Source organism: Lactobacillus sp. PSON, from assembly GCF_052615405.1.
In genome coordinates, this window is the sequence record NZ_JBQXFW010000007.1 from 72,818 (window position 1) to 89,003 (window position 16,186).

Consider the following 16,186-nt stretch of genomic DNA (forward strand, 5'->3'; position numbering starts at 1 on the left):
TTTCAATCTCGAGATGAATCCAGCAATCTAAGTGACAAGTTTTGTTTTAAAAAATCTATAATTTTAAGATTTCGTTCGCTTTTTTCTCTTATTTTGTTTTGATATAATTTAAAAATAAAATCAAGAAAGGAGGCACAAAAATGCTTGCTGGAATCAAGTTAAGACTATATCCAAATCAAAAACAACAAGGACAATTATTTCAAATGTTTGGTAATGACCGTTTTGTTTGGAATCAGATGCTTGCGATGATGAATGAGCGTTACAAGAATAATCATCATTTGCCGTTCTTAGGTAAATACAAGCTAGATATTTTGTTAAAACCTTTAAAACATCAATATAGCTTTCTAAAAAACAGTGATTCTTCTAGTCTTCAAATAGTTAATGCTAATTTAAATCAAGCTTGGAAGAACTTCTTTGATAGGTCAATCCGTGCAGGAAAGCCAAAATTTCATTCAAGAAAGTCAACTAAGAACTCTTATACTGGTAAGTCAACTGTTCGTGTTATTGGCAGGCGATATTTAAAATTGCCTAAGCTTGGCTACATCAAAACTGGCAAGACTGGCATTTTGAAAGATACCCAGATCAAGCGTTATACAGTAAGCTTAGAATCAACTGGAAAGTACTACATTTCTTTTCAAGTTGAAGTTGAGAAGAAAGAATTTCCTAAAACTAACAAAGAAGTCGGAATTGATGTCGGGATAGCTGATTTGGCTATTCTTTCAAATGGTATCAAGTATGATACTTTTGATGGCTCATATTTTGATAAAAAAGCTACTGAATGGCAAAAAAAGTTCTCAAGAAGACGCCATTTAGCTCAAAGATTGATCTTGCAAGATAAAAATAAAAAAATCCCCAATCCAAGAAGCTTAGAAAGTTTCAAGAATTGGAGAAAGGCACGTATTTTAAAAGCAAAGTATCAGGATAAAGTCAAAAACCAAAGAAAAGACTATCTCCATAAAATTACAACTGAACTAGTCAAAAACTATGATGTGATTGCAATCGAAGATTTGAAAGCCAAAAATCTTCAAAAGAATCATAAACTGGCTAAATCCATTAGTAATGCGAGTTGGAGAATGTTTAGAATGATGCTTGAATACAAGTGCGAATGGTATGGCAAAAAGCTAATTGCTGTCAATCCCAAGAACACTTCAAGAATCTGTTCGAATTGCGGATTTAATAGCGGTGAAAAGCCACTGGATGTTCGTGAGTGGACTTGCCAAAAATGCAAAACCCATCATGATCGAGATATTAATGCGGCAGTTAATATCCTAAATAAAGCAAAGCTAACTGGTTAGGAACTAGCCAAGGTAAATAGGCAAGTTCTGTGAGTTAGGTGTGAGACCTTCTAGACATCAGAAGCTAATTCTCTGTAAGATCCTAAACACTACCTGCTGTTCCCAGAAACTCGGGAATTCATTCCCGATGTAGTTCATTTAGCTAAGAAAAACTAATAGTTAATTTTTTACCAAGAGCATTTGCTAGCTTTGTGAGTGTATCAATACTTGTATTATCTCCACGCTCAATTCTAGCAATTGTTGATTGAGGAACATTAGCTGTTTCTGCTAATTGACGTTGTGATAGTCCTGATTTTTTACGAATTTCAGTTAATGCAACAGCACTTTCTAATTTAGTAGTTTCATTTTCAAACTCTTGCTTAAATTCTGGATCTTTAAGCTGCTCATTCAGATAATCTTTAAAATCCATAATTATTGCTCCTTTTTCTTGTTATCATAATATTCTTTACGTAGTACCTTAGCATGATTTATTTCACGTACTGGAGTTTTCTTAGTCTTTTTAGTAAAGCCATTAGTTATCATATATTTTGTTCCATCTACATAAAAATATAAACCACGTTGTTGATTTTTTCCTACTTTTGAGCGGATTTCATATAAATTTTTATCAATAAATTTTACCCAATTTTGCTGTATTCCAATACTAATTCCTTTAATTGATACTTGGTTAATAGTTGCTAATAACTTTGCTCTATCTTTTTTACTAAGTTTATCCAAAAACTCTTGAAACTCAATATGACCATTAGGTCGCCTATAAAATTCAAAGTCTAATTCTTCCATATTTTTATGATAGCATATAATAATCATTTACTCAATATATGCTATTACAAGTTTACAATAAAAAATTAAAATGGATTTTAAAATTATCCTTAAAACAAAACAGCCCTCATTCCTAATTGGAACGAGAGCTATTTTTGTTATTCGAGAAAAGTTATAAACTTATAACTTTATCTACGCTTTTTCTTACGATCAGCACCTACAAGTCCTACAAGTCCTGCTAAAGCAGCAGTCATAATGCCTGCAACTTCTGAAGCAGTGTTAGATTTTTCACCGGTTTGTGGCAAAATCTTATCAGACTTAGGAACAGCTGTACTCTTGTATGAAGTCTTAGTACCTTTCTTAAGGTTATCCATATCTTCATGAAGTGCTGCAGTTGCTTCTCTATACTTCTTCTTAGCAGATACAGTTTCATACTTAGATGGGTTAGATTTTCTGTATGAAGTCTTCTTAGGTGTTGAAGGCTTTGGAGTAGAATCATCTTGAGTTGGAGTACTTGGCTCATCTGGCTCACTTGGAGTATCTGGTTCTGATGGAGTATCAGGAGTAGTTGGTTCTGAAGGCTGACTTGGTGTTGGTGTGTCAGGAGTTGATGGCTCAGTTGGAGTGGTTGGTTCAACTGGCTTATCTGGAGTTGGATTTGATGGCTCTGGAGTTGGTGTATCAGGGGTTGATGGAATTGATGGTTCTGATGGGTTTGGATTTTCTGGAGTAACTGGTACTTCTGGAGTTGGATTTACTGGCTTATCTTCCTTAAGCTTGTAAACATAAACAGTATGTTCATCATGATCAGTAAATGTACCATTAGTATTCTTACTCTTAGATGGAACTAATTCATAAGTCTTTCCATCTACTGTAATAGTTGATTTTTCATAACCACTTGTTGAACCGTTGTAAGTGTCTCCAGTTGGGTAATCCTTTGGATCCTTGACATCAGGAATCAACTTGTTGCCATCTTCGTCAACATATTCAATAGTCCAGTGATACTTCTTCTCAGTTGGTTTATCTGGAGTATCTGGCTTGTTTGGTTCATCCGGTTCATTTGGTGTTGGTTTATCTGGAGTATCTGGCTTGTTTGGTTCATCCGGTTCATTTGGTGTTGGATTATCTGGTGTATCTGGCTTGTTTGGCTTATCTGGTTCATTTGGTGTTGGATTGTCCGGTGTATCTGGCTTGTTTGGTTCATCTGGTTCATGCGGTGTTGGCTCGTCTGGAGTAGTTGGAGTCTTTTGCTTATAAACAAGATAACCATCAGTCAAGTTTGGATCCCAGTTACTTACTTCATCATCACGTTCTCCATTATTCAAGTCAAGGCTGCTGTCATGAGTCCAAGTTCCATCATTAACACCACGCTTAACAGCTTCTTGCTTATCTAAAGTAATAGTATCTGGAGTAGTAACTGCTTCAAAAGTGTACTTACCATTTTCACCAGTTACACTATGAGCTTCCACTATCTTCCATTCAACAGCTGGAGCATCTACATACTTAGCAACTACCCATACCTTGTTGCCATTTGCGTCAGTTACTTCCTTAGCAACTACATTCTTACCAGTTACGGCATCAACATAGTAAGAACCATCAATAGTAATGTTTTGGGTAGTAATATCTTGAAGTTCAGGCATCTTTGTTACACTTAAGCCTTTACCTTCATCAGCTACATAGTGAATCTTACGTACAGATTCTTTAGTTTCGTGCTTTTGAATTGCGCCATGAACTAAGTAAACATTAAAGTGACTATCTTCTTCGCCATACTTATCGTTATTAAAGTCAGTTCTTACAAAGACATATCCTTGCTTTTCATATTCCTTAATACGTTCAGCTGGATCTTTAGTGAAGGAAATATCTTCACCAGGCTTACCATGTTCTTGAGCATCTGGATCAGTTTCGCCTAACTTAACAGCCTTATCTTCACCATCAGTAATATCCCAGTAAGTAATATCAGCATTTACATCCTTAGTGTAAACTAAGTAAACATGTTCAACGCTGCCATCTGGAATAGTTGAAGGAATTGCTTCTTGTGGTGCATAGTTAACATCTAAGTGTGGATCAGTTGGAGCATTGTTAGAAGCATATTCAATAGTCCAAGTTCCAGCTAATGCACCTTCACTCTTAAAGATAATATCTTGTGCTTGCTTGTTGTAACTAGCTTGACCATCAGTAATAGTTACATCTTGGTTACTTGCATTATTATTAACTGTCCAAGTCTTATCCTTTGGTGCTTCTTTAGTGTAATCAACTACATAGATAATATTGCCATCTTTGTCAAGACCAGCCTTCTTAACTGCAACTAAATCTCCACTTCCATCTTCATTAGTAGTGTAGTAAGTAGTAGTAAAGTTAATAGTTTGCGTCTTTTCATCTTGCAATACTGGGAATTCTGACTTATCAGCTACATAGTGAATAATACGCTTAGCAGACTTGTTAGCAGTATGCTCAAAGGCTTGTTGTGCATAGTAGATAGTATATTCTTGGTTAGCACCATTTTTTACAGTACTTTGAATCGTATCTGCTGGTACGATTTCATTAATTAAGTCTGGACCATTTTCTTTATCTTTAGAAGCATTTACACGAATCCAGTTACCAGGGATTTTTCCGTCAGTAATTTCTGGAACATCAACTTGGATAAAGTTAGGATCCCCACTAACAACCCATGAATCATCTACTGGCTTAGCAGTATTACTATAATCAACTACCCAAGTACCATCTGATAATTGTTTAGCATTTACAAAAATTTCTTTACCATTCTTATCTAAGGCTGTGAAGTAGTGTCTATTGAAACTTACTGTTTCAGTAGTTGAATCTTTCAAAACTTCATGAGTATTTTCAGTTAAGAAGTTTACTACACGGTTAACTGATTTACTATCTTGATGCTCTTGCGCCTTTTGTGCGTAGTAAATAGTGTATTCTTGGTCAGCACCATTTTCTACAGTATCTTGAATTTCATCAGCAGGAACTATTTCTCCATCAACTTCTGGTCCATTTTTTCTATCTCTTTTAGCACTTACTCTAATCCAGTCACCAGGCAAAAGTCCATCAGTAATTTCTGGAACATCTACGCGAGTAAAATCAGCGTTGCCATCTGATACCTTCCAAGCCTTAGCATTTTCGGCATCTTTACCTGTTAAAACATCCTTAACTACGGTAATATCGTGACCGCTACTATCTTTTACAGTCTTAACACTAACAACATTACCATTGCCATCAGTATAGTAGTTTTGACTGAAAGTTACACTTTCTACTGGGTTGTCTTTAAGTAAAGTTTGACCATCGACTGTCTTGAAGTGAACAACACGTTTAACTGTCTTTGTGTCTGAATTTTCATGTGCTTTTTGGTAGTAAACTAAAGTTACATCAGGTGCAGTGTATTGGGTCTTATCTTGGCTACTTTGCTTATAACCATTCCACTCACCATTTATAGTAGTTGGCGCTGGAACTAAACTTTCAGAAGCAGTATCATACTTAGTCCAATCACCCTTTAAATTACCATCAGCAACTTCAATCGTATCTTGACCGGTAATCTTATTGGCACTTTCAGTTGGCTTCACTACTTCTTTAAACTTGTCACCATCTTTAGCTGTCCAAGTAATTGGAGCAGCAGCTTGAGTGCCATCTACAATGTAAAGAATGTTACCATTAGCATCTTTCATTACATTACCGTCAGCATCTTTAGCTTCACCTTTTACTGCAACAGGTACGCCATTAATATCACTATAAAATTCACTACTAGTGTAAGTTACAGTTTGCTTAATAGGATCAGCTAAAGCTGGCTTATCTTCACGATCTGCAACAAAATTAATATTTCTAGTTACAGTTTGAGTAGCTGTTTGCTTAGTTGCAGTACGAACTAACTTAATAACACGGTGTAAAACATTTAACTTGTGACCATCATTGTCTTGAGTAGTGCTGTCTTTAGTCCAAACCTTATCCTTATCATAAGAAAGGTTATCCTCATCTGCACTTACAAAAGCATAACCATTTGCAAGGTATGCGTTTAATACATCTTGATAGTTTAATGTAGTTAAACCATTAATTGTCTTGTTAGCGCCAGCCGCATGTGAATCAGTGGTCAAAGCACCTTGCTTAGTGTAGTCACCTGCTTGGTAGCTATACTTAACGCCAGTACCTGTATAATCAGTAGTAGTCTTTAATTGCAACTTGTCAACATCATTGTCAGATTCTTGACGTGTAACAAAGTTATTATTAGAACTTTGCCAAGTAAGTTCTGGAGCATTAAAGTTTGATAAGTTAATAGGACTCTGAGCATCAGTAATATCTTCAAAAGTTACTTCAACTGGTTGGTTGTGATAGTAAGTGATATAAACTGTTGGTGGATTATGAGTGGCTTTTTGACCATTTACAAATCCGTATCTCGTAGTTACTCCATAAGTATCTACTTCACCAAAAGCAGTTCCAGTCTTAGCAACATCGCCCTCAGTAGTAGTCCATGAGCCGTTTTCTACAGATGCATCTACCTTTGCGCCATCAAATTGAATTGGAAAGGAATTATTACTAAAAGAAGCATTTGAATTCATACCATCAATTTGACCAGTGACTGGATTATATTTTCTTGGAGATACATGACGCCAAGCAATTTCATTTACATCACCTTTAGGCGCACTGGGATCTGTTGAAGTTTTACTATTAACTTGTTCAATTGATACAGGTGTAACTCTACCATTATTAGGATTTTCATCTCCACCAGGATAAACAATTGATAAATAGGGACGATCAGCAAGCTTACTAGTAGAGTCCACTGCATAACCAATCTTCTCATCTTGCTTAAAAGTAATTGTATCGCCATCGCCATAATATTTCTTAAATTCAATTTGACGCTTAAATACTTCCCAGTCATTAACCGCAATCATTGCGTTATAACCTGGATCAATTAAATTAACAATGTAATTATCATTGTCTTGCTTAATCTCACCTAAAGTATATCCGGCTAAAGGAAATTCTTTTGCTTTTTTAGCAAGCCAAGCCTCATATTGATCTTTTAAAGCACCTGTACCGTCTACATCGGTTTTAGGATCTTGATCTGAAGAATATTGGTAAAGAAGTGGCGATTGGTTTTCACGTTCATCTTGAATCGCATTATCTTTATCAATTTCTGCTTGAACTGCCGCTTGAATAGTCTGGCCATCTGCTAAATCAAGGCTAGATTCCCAAGTCTTACCCTCATCAGTATTATAAGTTACTTGAACTTGCTTAGTAGTTGCGGACTTTGCTGCAAACATTTGTGGTTTAGCCTTAGGCGCGTTATTGGCTATTTCATTATGGGCAGATGATTCTGCTTGATTATTTTTGCCTTCGCTATTATCTTTAGCTACTTCCTTAGTTGGATTATTAACATTTTCATTAGTAGCTTTTTCTGTTTTAGCAGTTTGAGCAGAAGTTTCAGATTTAGCTGTTTGATTATCGCTTACTTTTTGTTCTGGAGCTTGATTAGTCTCTTGCTTTGATGGCACAATTTCTGTGTTATCACTACTTACAGTAGATGCACTGGATTCTTGGTCTAAAGCATTTTTCTTATTTTCTATAGCTACGCTTTTAGCAGAACTATTAGCTTTTGAAGAAGTGGCTACTGACATGTCAGATTTTTCAGCCAACTTTTCTTCATTAGATTGCGTTACATCATTAGTAGCAGCTTGGTTAGTTTCATTACTATTTACAGTATCTGCATGTGCTGTTGAATTTTGCGTACTCAAAAAGAACGTAGTTCCCAAAAATACACTCGCAGCTCCAACAGAGAGCTTTCTAATACTGAATCTTTACTTTTCTTTTACAGTAGATTGGTGTAGTCTCTCTACTCTAGTCTTCAATCTCTTATCTTCCATTTTATTTCCCCTTTTTGATTTAACTACATATGACTATAGCATCCGCTTATAATAACATGTGTTATTCCGTGTATCTACATTATAACTCCTTTTAATAATAATGTTAATAACTTCATTTACATATTAATTCAAAAATGAACCCAACAATAAAGTTAACATACTAACATTCTTACTTTTTGTTATTATTTTAGTCCTTTGATACCTTATGCTATAGCCATTAACCAACTTTAGCTATATGTAACTATTTTATAACATCTTCCCCTTTTTAGCTTATATTTAGCATTTTATTTTCTATAATTATAGATACGATAACAGGTAATTGTAAAGAATAATTTATTTTGGAAAGCGTTTTATTTTAACTTTCATTCAAATAAGATTAAATTGGAGGTGAGAGTACAGCTTTATTATTTTCAATAGAAGAAGGTCTTTTATCATGCCAAACTATAGAAAGCCAAAAATAACAGTAAAGTTACCTCAAAATCCAAATTTTCAGGTTTGGAGTCGAAAAAATATCCAAAATTATGTTAATTCGAAGACTTTTAGAACTAAATATATTACTTATGTAAATGATTATAAAGTTAGCAAAGATACTCTAGCTATTTTCAACTTTAAGAAAAACCCTCTTCTAAAAATCTACCCTTCTTGTATTCTGGATCTAGAACTTGGCGTATTATTATGCAAACGTCCACCTTCTGCACTTTTATACCAAGTTGCAGCTCATAGCGTTTTTCCAAGTTATATGATTCAAAAGAACTTACGGGACCATTTGCATATTAAGCAATACTATATCTTGATGTTAGGATATAATGCTTTATTTTCTAGTCACGGATTTTTCACTGGAAATTGTGATTGGGTATCTTTGCAATTTATCCATTCTACTCATCAAGATAACTTTTATAAAGTTGGCAAAAAAGAATACGCAGACTTAACTTTCACTACACTATCTATTCAAGGCATGAATTATAAAATTAAATTCACCAATTGCTACTCTAATCTTAAAAAGCACCTAACCAAGGCTTTAGCTTTATATGATGTTACTCAACAAGAATTGAAGGAAGCTGAATTTCAACACACTTATCTCTGGTATGCCAAACGTTCACTTCTTACTAATAGTGATGAACACGGAGTAATGAATAAGCCTACTCTTTCAATTCCTGATTTAACTCATGCAAGTATTAAGTCTTTCACTAAATCAGCAACTCATACTTATGCGGAACATACTCAAACGCCGAAAATTTATCATACTGACTTTAACAATTCTATTTATAAAAAACTTACAAAAGCTTACTTCTAACTTGAAATCAAGTTACTAAGTAAGGTTATTTTTTTATTATTTTTTCTCAAAGTTACTTGCTAAATCTAGATAGATAATCAATTTATAAGTGAATTTAAATCTATATTTTTATTAATAATGAATAGAATTGCATCATTCTTAGAGATAGTTTTACATTTTTATACTTGCTACTATCTATCTTGTCCTGAATTTGGACGAGAATTTTTTAAGGAGGATTTTCAAAGATGAAAATCACAAAAGCAAGTTTTAATAAGGCATGGAAGAATAAGAAGTTAGTAGCAGGCGCACTTAAGATGGCGCATGTAAGGCGGGAGTTTTCTTATTATGAGGATTATTTGCAAGAAGGAGTATTAACTTATGCCGAGGTATTAGACAAGTATCCAGTGATGGAGCGCAAGCAAATAGATAATTTGGCTTTTAGAAAAATTATCTGGCGTACAATTGACCAACTACGCAAAGTCCAAAAATGGGATGAATACAGTACGAACTTTGATGAAGCTTTTACTTTAGCAAGCAAATCATGTAATTGGGAAATGTTATTAGATTTTAAAGAATTAGTTGAGACTTTCAACGATTACGAACGACTTATATTATTTGAACATTTACTTTTTCAAAGGACAATTACTGACTTAGTAAGTGAGTGCGGTGTTAGTCGGCAGTATTTACAACGAATTAAGCGCAGTTTGCTTGAAAAGTTACGAGAAGAATTGAATTAATTTTCACAAAAAGATTTGTTTTGACGAATCTTTTTTTATTTTTACTTGATTTAATGTCGTTAACGACATATAATAATTTATGTCGACAACGACACATTTGAAAAGACAAAAAAATAAACTTAAGAAAAATTTTTTAAAGGAGAGATTTCATGGCTAACTTAAATAATATGGATAAGAAGTTCAAGACTTTGGAAGATTTTGTAGGAACTCACTTTATCTACACTTATGATAATGGTTGGGAATATGAATGGTACTGCAAGAATGACCATACTGTTGACTACCGTATCCACGGCGGAATGGTTGCCGGTCGCTGGGTAAAGGATCAAGAAGCCCATATTAACATGTTAACAGAAGGTGTTTACAAGATTGCTTGGACTGAACCAACTGGTACTGATGTTGCACTTGACTTTGTTCCAAATGAACACAAATTAAACGGTACTATCTTCTTCCCTAAGTGGGTTCAAGACCACCCTGAAATTACTGTTTGTTTCCAAAATGACCACATCGATTTAATGCACGAGAGCCGTGAAAAATACGAAACTTACCCTAAGATGGTTGTGCCTGAATTTGCGACAATTACTTATATTGGGGATGCAGGTGCTAATAATGAAGATGTTATTGCTAAAGAACCATATGAAGGTATGACTGATGACATCCGCAATGGTAAGTTTTATGATGAAAACTACAAGATGATTGAGAAGTAGTTTTTGAACTGCAATGAAAAAAGCTAACAAATATATTTGTTAGCTTCAATTAATTATTGATTTAGCTAATCCTTGTGATTAGCTTTTTTATTTACTGAAAATTGGATAAAGTATGATAATCATCTATTCACCTAAAAATGTTACAATTAACAAAAACGAAAGCGAGAAAATCATGCCGAAAAAACGTATCTTACCTTACATCATTATGGGTATTTTAAAGCAAAACCCAAATTCCACTGGGAAATTCGTCACTACACAGTTCACAGATGAAATTGGTGAATTTTGGAAAGCTAGCCATAGTCAAATTTATCCTGAACTTAAAAAAATGCTAGCAGATAATTGGATTCAAACACTACCAAGTAAGTCTAATAGCAAAGAGATCCACTATTCACTTACTGAACTCGGTAAACAAAAATTAGACGAATGGATTAAACAACCTCTAACAGAATTGCCCATTAATCATGATCTTTTTTCTCTTAAATTATTCTTTATCAATGATAAGTCTGACCCTCGAATTGAAAAACTAATTACAGAAGAAAAGGCTCTTCTTAACAAGCAACTTGCTCATTTAAAAATCCGAAAAAAATTACTATTTGAAAATAATTATCAGAATAACTATGGACACTATCTTATTTTAACAAGAGCTATTTCTAGAATTGATGGACAATTAAAGTGGCTTGAACAATTATAGTTACTTTGATACTAAAAAAGACGAGAAATTTCATCTCGTCTTTTTAATTATTCTTAATTACTACTTTTGTCCCAACAGGAACATTTTCCATTAACCACTTAGAATCTGGAACACTTAAACGAATACAACCGTGTGAACCTTGAGTTTTACCCAATTTGTGAGCTTCTTTGAGATTATATTCTCCTGTTGCATCAGTCGGAACTGAGTGGAATAAGTAGACATTAGCATCATCAGGATCCCAACTTACCCAATTATTAGCACCCTCATTAAGTCCTTGATTGAAAAAGCTCTCTCCGCGTCCTTCATGAATTTGATAAGTACCAGTTGGAGTTGCAGATTTTCCCTTCTTATTATATACACCAGCTGTAGAGAGCATGGTATATACAACTTTACCTTTTTTGAGGACATATACTCGATTTCCCTTAAGAGAAACTCGCAAAGTTAAATCAGCAGGATTAGTAAGTTTAGGATATTTCTTTTTCTCACTGCGTTTTTTCCAAGTACCTTCAGGAGCTAAGTCCTTTGGGTCTTTATAAGGTCTAGCTAACGCAGCCATAGTTTTTGTTTTTGTTTTTGTCTTTTTATCAGTGTTTTTATTTTTCTTTTCTACTCTGCTTATTTTTGCTTGATTATTTTGTGCATTGCTCTTAGGTGTGCAAATTTTAGCCATTGCTACAATTGCTAAAATAACTGCAATTGTACTAAAAATATATTTTTTCATATTTACTCAATCATCTTTTCAATTATACTCTCATTAGATTTTATCAGTAATTGAGATAATTATCTAGAAAAAAACACAGGAATTAACCTGTGCTTAATAAGTTTAACTTTCTGAGTATTTTTTCATGATTTTGGGCAATAATTTAGAAATTTCAGTCGGCTTAACAACATAATTATTTTTGTAAAGTTCATCCCCAGCTAAAGAATGAATATATACTCCAGCCAAAATTGTTTCAATTTTATTTGAAAATTGACCAACAAATCCGCCAATAATTCCAGCTAAAGTATCCCCGCTTCCTCCAGTAGCCATTCCAGGATTACCTAATGGATTAACAAAGACATCTCCATTTTCACTATAAACCTTAGTATGATTTGATTTTAAAACTAGAGTTAAATTTTTCTTAGGTACTAAATTATTCATTGCATTCCAATTAGCGCTATCGTTTTGGAAAGGGATGCGAATTTGACTGACTCTTTGCCATTCCATCTGATGAGGCGTCATAATAATATGACCTGCATTTAAGGGTAACAAAGTATGATCTTCAGCAATCAAATCCAATGCACTAGCGTCTAAAATTACGCTTTGTTGTTGATTAACACAACGACGCAATAATACCATAATTTTTTTAGCGGTTTGACTATTGCCTAAGCCTGGACCACAGACTACAACATCCATCTTCTTAATAAGTTCACCTAAAGAATTGTCATTCCAATCAATGTACATTGCTTCTGGATCACGGCTATGCAATGCTGCCAAGTTAATTGAGTGAGTTGCTGTGGCTACAAGGCCCCCACCTGCATTTAAAGCTCCTTCAGTAGCCATAATAATTGCCCCACCATAACGGTCACTTCCTCCAATTAAGAGGATTCGACCATAATCCCCTTTATGAGAATTACTTGGTCTTTTTTTGATAACCTTTTTTAAAATAGCTTCAGAAATTTCTTCCATTTTTAATTTTCTCCTATGATCCAACGCCAAACTTGTGTGAACCAGTTAACTTTAGCAGTTCCCCTCATTGCTTGAGCTTGAATTTGCATTTGAGTTGGATCTGATAATGAAATTAACTTTTCATTACCTGATTTAAATTCATATGAATCAATAGTACTTCCTTTATCAACAGGTGCTTCTAAAGTTTTATCTTTTAAGTTAGCAGATAAGCCTTTGCCATCTACGGGATCCCAAACTGTAACTTGTCGACGAAGACCTAATGGAACTGTCTTTTCTTGACCATTTTTAACCATTACGCTTTCTGCACCCTTGATACTTTCACCTTGCTTTAAAGTTACTGGAGTATACTTAGCAAAAATATAATGCATTAATTTTTTAGTTTGGACAAATCTTGATGGATCGGTTCCATCTTGATGACGCGCTCCCATTACCACTGTAATAATACGAGCATTTTTTCTTTGCATAGTTCCAATAAAACAAGCTCCAGCTGCATCAGTGGTACCAGTTTTTAAACCATCAACATTAAGATTAGCATCATATTGAGATAATCCTTTAAGCATCCAGTTAAAGTTATCCATCTTGGTTGTTTTTTGACCATCTTTAAAATCAAGATGCGCAAGCTTAGTTGTATTTAGAACTTCTGGATAATCACGAAGCAAGTGTTGTCCAACAATCGCCATACTCTTAGCTGACATCACATTTTCAGCATTTTTACTAATTCCAGGATAAGCATCTGCACCTAAACTTCCATTAGGTAAGCCACAAACAGTATAAATTTTAGCATCATTAATATTCCATGCCTTTAACTGTTGGCGCATTAATTTAACAAAACTTTCTTGATTACCGCTCACCGCTTTTGCTAGGCACATTGCAGCTCCATTTGCAGATTCAATTAAAGTAGCTTGGTAGAGTTGCTTAATAGTATATTTATGACCCTTTTTAAGAGGAACATTTGAATATTCAGAGTTATTAGCAACCTTAATAATTGAATCAGTTGGTTCAACGGTAGTATTCCATGAAATCTTTTTGTTTTTAATTGCATTTAAAGTTAAGTAAACTGTAATCAATTTAGTCATTGAAGCAATTGGTAGAACCTTATCTTCATTTTTAGTATATAATACTTGACCAGTATGACTATCAATAGCAATTGCTGATTTCACATCAAGCTCAAGCTGGTCCGCATCATAAGTTGCAGCTGAAACTGTCTGATTTAAAGATTGATTGATAAACAAACCACTACCAGTCAATGATACTGCAGCAGCTAAAGTAATAACTGTTTTTTTGATTTTATTATGAAAACTCATAAAACCTTCCTTTGAAAAAATAAAAATTAAGTAGTTTTATGATTACATTTTACCAAAAAATTTGGTATTATTAATGATGAGTTATAAATATTTCTCTGCCCCGATGGCGGAATTGGCAGACGCGCAGCGTTCAGGTCGCTGTTCAGGTAACTGAGTGAAAGTTCGAATCTTTTTCGGGGCATTCTTTAACTAGCTGAAAGGCTGGTTTTTTCTTTATCCAAGTAATATTTTAGATTTGTGAGGTTATCAAAATGAAAAAAAGATTAACTAAATCACGTGATAAAATTTTAACAGGAGTTTTGGGCGGAATTGCTAATTACTTTGGCTTAGATCCGGCTTGGGTTAGAATTATTGGTTCTGCTCTTATCTTGTTTACCGGTATTTTTCCTGGAGTTGCACTCTATTTTATTGCAGCTCTAGTAATGCCAGAACCACAACGAAAAGATACTACAATGACTGGAAAATACACTAAACATGATAAGTAGAATTAATATTTTTTAAGAAAATTAAAAGTATTTCTAAATTCTAGTTCCGCATTTACACTTTGGGTATATAATCTAAGTAGATAGGTTATAAGGAGCAAAAAAGATGAAAGCGATTAGAATTTTTCACAAGATATTTTTAACTGTTGCCGCAGTTTCAATTTTAAGTTCTACATTTTTATTTAGTGAACCTGAACATGTAACAGCTATTAACATCCGCTCAACTCAAAATATAAATAAAGACGTCAAACATTAATGAAAAACCAAGCATTATTTAATGCTTGGTTTTTTTATATTATTTTTTAATATTTTTCTTTACTGCTTTAGCTTTCTTAGTAGTCTTTTTTGACTTTTTAGTTGCTTTTTTAGACTTCTTTGTTTTTTTAGCCTTTTTACTTGCGGCCTTTTTTGCGGCAGCTTCTTTTTTAGCTTGTTCTTGCTTAGCTTTTTGTTGGTTTAAGTAATCTTGTTTTTGCTGATTTATATTATCAGTACCCCATTTAGTAAAGTTATCTTTTAGAGTACTTGCAAAAGTAGTAAATTCAGTAATATCTGAAGTTTGAGCACCGTTTTGAAGGTCAACTAATTCAGCAGGAATGAAGACATATTTGAGAGTGTCATTCTCAATAATAATTGTTACATAAAATGGAACAGATTCCTTTTGGCTTGGATTTTCTTTATTAGTAAGATCCAAGTTTAATTTAGCATAAATCTTAAATTGTTTACCTTTAGTCCATTTCACAGCATTTCCACTAGCATCCTTATATTGTTCAAATGATGTTGTTTTACCATCAGAACCAGCTTTTGGCACATAAAGGTTTTGAGTGTCTTGCTTAATAGTTCCAGTATAGCTCTTAACTTGAGTATTTAAATATTCTTGCATAGTTGGAGCTTTAATTGGAATTTGAACATTTGTCTTTAATGCAGAAGTAGTATACAAATTCTTAATCTTCTTTGACTTTACAGTTACATCACTACTCTTTACACATAACAAGTAGGTCTTTTTGCCATATTGAATCTTTCCCATGAAATAATATTGTGGCTTTTTAGAATTTGGAACTGTTACTATTCCATTTAATACTCTACTCTTAGAACCTTTTTTAAAACCAAGAGTTTTTTGAAGTTTTTTAGAATTGATTTTCTTTACGCTAGTTTTCTTCTTATCTTTAGAAATCACTAAAGTATATAAGGCTGGCTTACGCTTAAAAGTAACCAAATAACGATCAGCTGCTTTAGCAGTAGTTTTCTTCTTAGTCTTTGTAGCAGCTTGAACAACTGTAGAATTAGTAGTTTGTGCTACGTCAGCACCTGCACTAACAAGTAAAGTTGCTGCAGCAAGTGCAGTAAATAATTTATTCTTTCTCATAATTTCGCCTTCCTATTACTAGTTCATATATCTATGATACCTTATTAGTACTAAATA

General features: G+C 33.8%; 14 protein-coding genes, 1 tRNA gene and 1 pseudogene. 8 read left to right on the forward strand and 8 right to left on the reverse strand.

The window, feature by feature from the left end; genetic code table 11:
- Positions 1–140 precede the first annotated feature (140 nt).
- Positions 141–1,295, forward strand: a complete 1,155-nt coding sequence (locus ACTHPI_RS07370) for an RNA-guided endonuclease TnpB family protein (RefSeq protein WP_445353525.1) — start codon at positions 141–143, stop codon at positions 1,293–1,295.
- Positions 1,296–1,437: 142 nt separating this feature from the next.
- On the opposite strand, the gene ACTHPI_RS07375 is transcribed toward ACTHPI_RS07370, so the two are convergent.
- From ACTHPI_RS07375 to ACTHPI_RS07390, 4 genes and pseudogenes are all read right to left on the reverse strand, one after another.
- Positions 1,438–1,704 carry a helix-turn-helix domain-containing protein gene (locus ACTHPI_RS07375; protein WP_144355590.1) on the reverse strand — a complete coding sequence of 89 codons (267 nt, stop codon included), beginning with the start codon at positions 1,702–1,704 and terminating at the stop codon, positions 1,438–1,440.
- A gap of 2 nt (positions 1,705–1,706) precedes the next feature.
- The gene (locus tag ACTHPI_RS07380; RefSeq protein ID WP_445353541.1) at positions 1,707–2,072 is read right to left on the reverse strand and encodes a type II toxin-antitoxin system RelE/ParE family toxin; all 366 of its coding nucleotides are present in this window, start codon (positions 2,070–2,072) and stop codon (positions 1,707–1,709) included.
- A 167-nt stretch (positions 2,073–2,239) separates the two neighbouring features.
- Positions 2,240–7,657, reverse strand: a complete 5,418-nt coding sequence (locus ACTHPI_RS07385) for an LPXTG cell wall anchor domain-containing protein (RefSeq protein ID WP_445353542.1) — start codon at positions 7,655–7,657, stop codon at positions 2,240–2,242.
- A gap of 111 nt (positions 7,658–7,768) precedes the next feature.
- Positions 7,769–7,831, reverse strand: a pseudogene (locus tag ACTHPI_RS07390) (YSIRK-type signal peptide-containing protein); the annotation flags it as partial.
- 505 nt (positions 7,832–8,336) lie between these two features.
- Between ACTHPI_RS07390 and ACTHPI_RS07395 the strand changes: the two are divergent.
- From ACTHPI_RS07395 to ACTHPI_RS07410, 4 genes are all read left to right on the forward strand, one after another.
- Complete coding sequence (locus ACTHPI_RS07395; RefSeq protein WP_445353526.1) at positions 8,337–9,197, forward strand: hypothetical protein; 861 nt, start codon at positions 8,337–8,339, stop codon at positions 9,195–9,197.
- A 224-nt stretch (positions 9,198–9,421) separates the two neighbouring features.
- Complete coding sequence (locus tag ACTHPI_RS07400; protein ID WP_445353527.1) at positions 9,422–9,913, forward strand: sigma-70 family RNA polymerase sigma factor; 492 nt, start codon at positions 9,422–9,424, stop codon at positions 9,911–9,913.
- 167 nt (positions 9,914–10,080) lie between these two features.
- Positions 10,081–10,617: a phenolic acid decarboxylase gene (locus tag ACTHPI_RS07405; RefSeq protein WP_445353543.1), complete on the forward strand. Its 537-nt coding sequence runs from the start codon at positions 10,081–10,083 to the stop codon at positions 10,615–10,617.
- 172 nt (positions 10,618–10,789) lie between these two features.
- Positions 10,790–11,308, forward strand: coding sequence for a PadR family transcriptional regulator (locus ACTHPI_RS07410; RefSeq protein ID WP_445353528.1), 519 nt, complete (start codon positions 10,790–10,792; stop codon positions 11,306–11,308).
- A 43-nt stretch (positions 11,309–11,351) separates the two neighbouring features.
- Here ACTHPI_RS07410 and ACTHPI_RS07415 read toward each other — a convergent pair whose 3' ends face one another.
- From ACTHPI_RS07415 to ACTHPI_RS07425, 3 genes are all read right to left on the reverse strand, one after another.
- The gene (locus tag ACTHPI_RS07415; protein WP_445353529.1) at positions 11,352–12,029 is read right to left on the reverse strand and encodes a L,D-transpeptidase; all 678 of its coding nucleotides are present in this window, start codon (positions 12,027–12,029) and stop codon (positions 11,352–11,354) included.
- Positions 12,030–12,131: 102 nt separating this feature from the next.
- Positions 12,132–12,977 carry an NAD(P)H-hydrate dehydratase gene (locus ACTHPI_RS07420; RefSeq protein WP_445353530.1) on the reverse strand — a complete coding sequence of 282 codons (846 nt, stop codon included), beginning with the start codon at positions 12,975–12,977 and terminating at the stop codon, positions 12,132–12,134.
- Between the two features lie 2 nt (positions 12,978–12,979).
- Positions 12,980–14,281 (reverse strand): serine hydrolase, encoded by a 1,302-nt coding sequence (locus ACTHPI_RS07425; RefSeq protein ID WP_445353531.1) that lies wholly within the window; start codon positions 14,279–14,281, stop codon positions 12,980–12,982.
- A 97-nt stretch (positions 14,282–14,378) separates the two neighbouring features.
- Between ACTHPI_RS07425 and ACTHPI_RS07430 the strand changes: the two genes are divergently transcribed.
- The 3 genes from ACTHPI_RS07430 to ACTHPI_RS07440 all read left to right on the forward strand — a co-directional run bounded on the left by ACTHPI_RS07430 (position 14,379) and on the right by ACTHPI_RS07440 (position 15,019).
- Positions 14,379–14,462 (forward strand) — tRNA-Leu (locus ACTHPI_RS07430).
- A 70-nt stretch (positions 14,463–14,532) separates the two neighbouring features.
- Complete coding sequence (locus tag ACTHPI_RS07435; protein WP_445353532.1) at positions 14,533–14,766, forward strand: PspC domain-containing protein; 234 nt, start codon at positions 14,533–14,535, stop codon at positions 14,764–14,766.
- 103 nt (positions 14,767–14,869) lie between these two features.
- Complete coding sequence (locus ACTHPI_RS07440) at positions 14,870–15,019, forward strand: hypothetical protein (RefSeq protein WP_445353533.1); 150 nt, start codon at positions 14,870–14,872, stop codon at positions 15,017–15,019.
- Positions 15,020–15,058: 39 nt separating this feature from the next.
- Here ACTHPI_RS07440 and ACTHPI_RS07445 read toward each other — a convergent pair whose 3' ends face one another.
- Positions 15,059–16,129: a hypothetical protein gene (locus ACTHPI_RS07445; RefSeq protein ID WP_445353534.1), complete on the reverse strand. Its 1,071-nt coding sequence runs from the start codon at positions 16,127–16,129 to the stop codon at positions 15,059–15,061.
- Positions 16,130–16,186 lie beyond the last annotated feature (57 nt).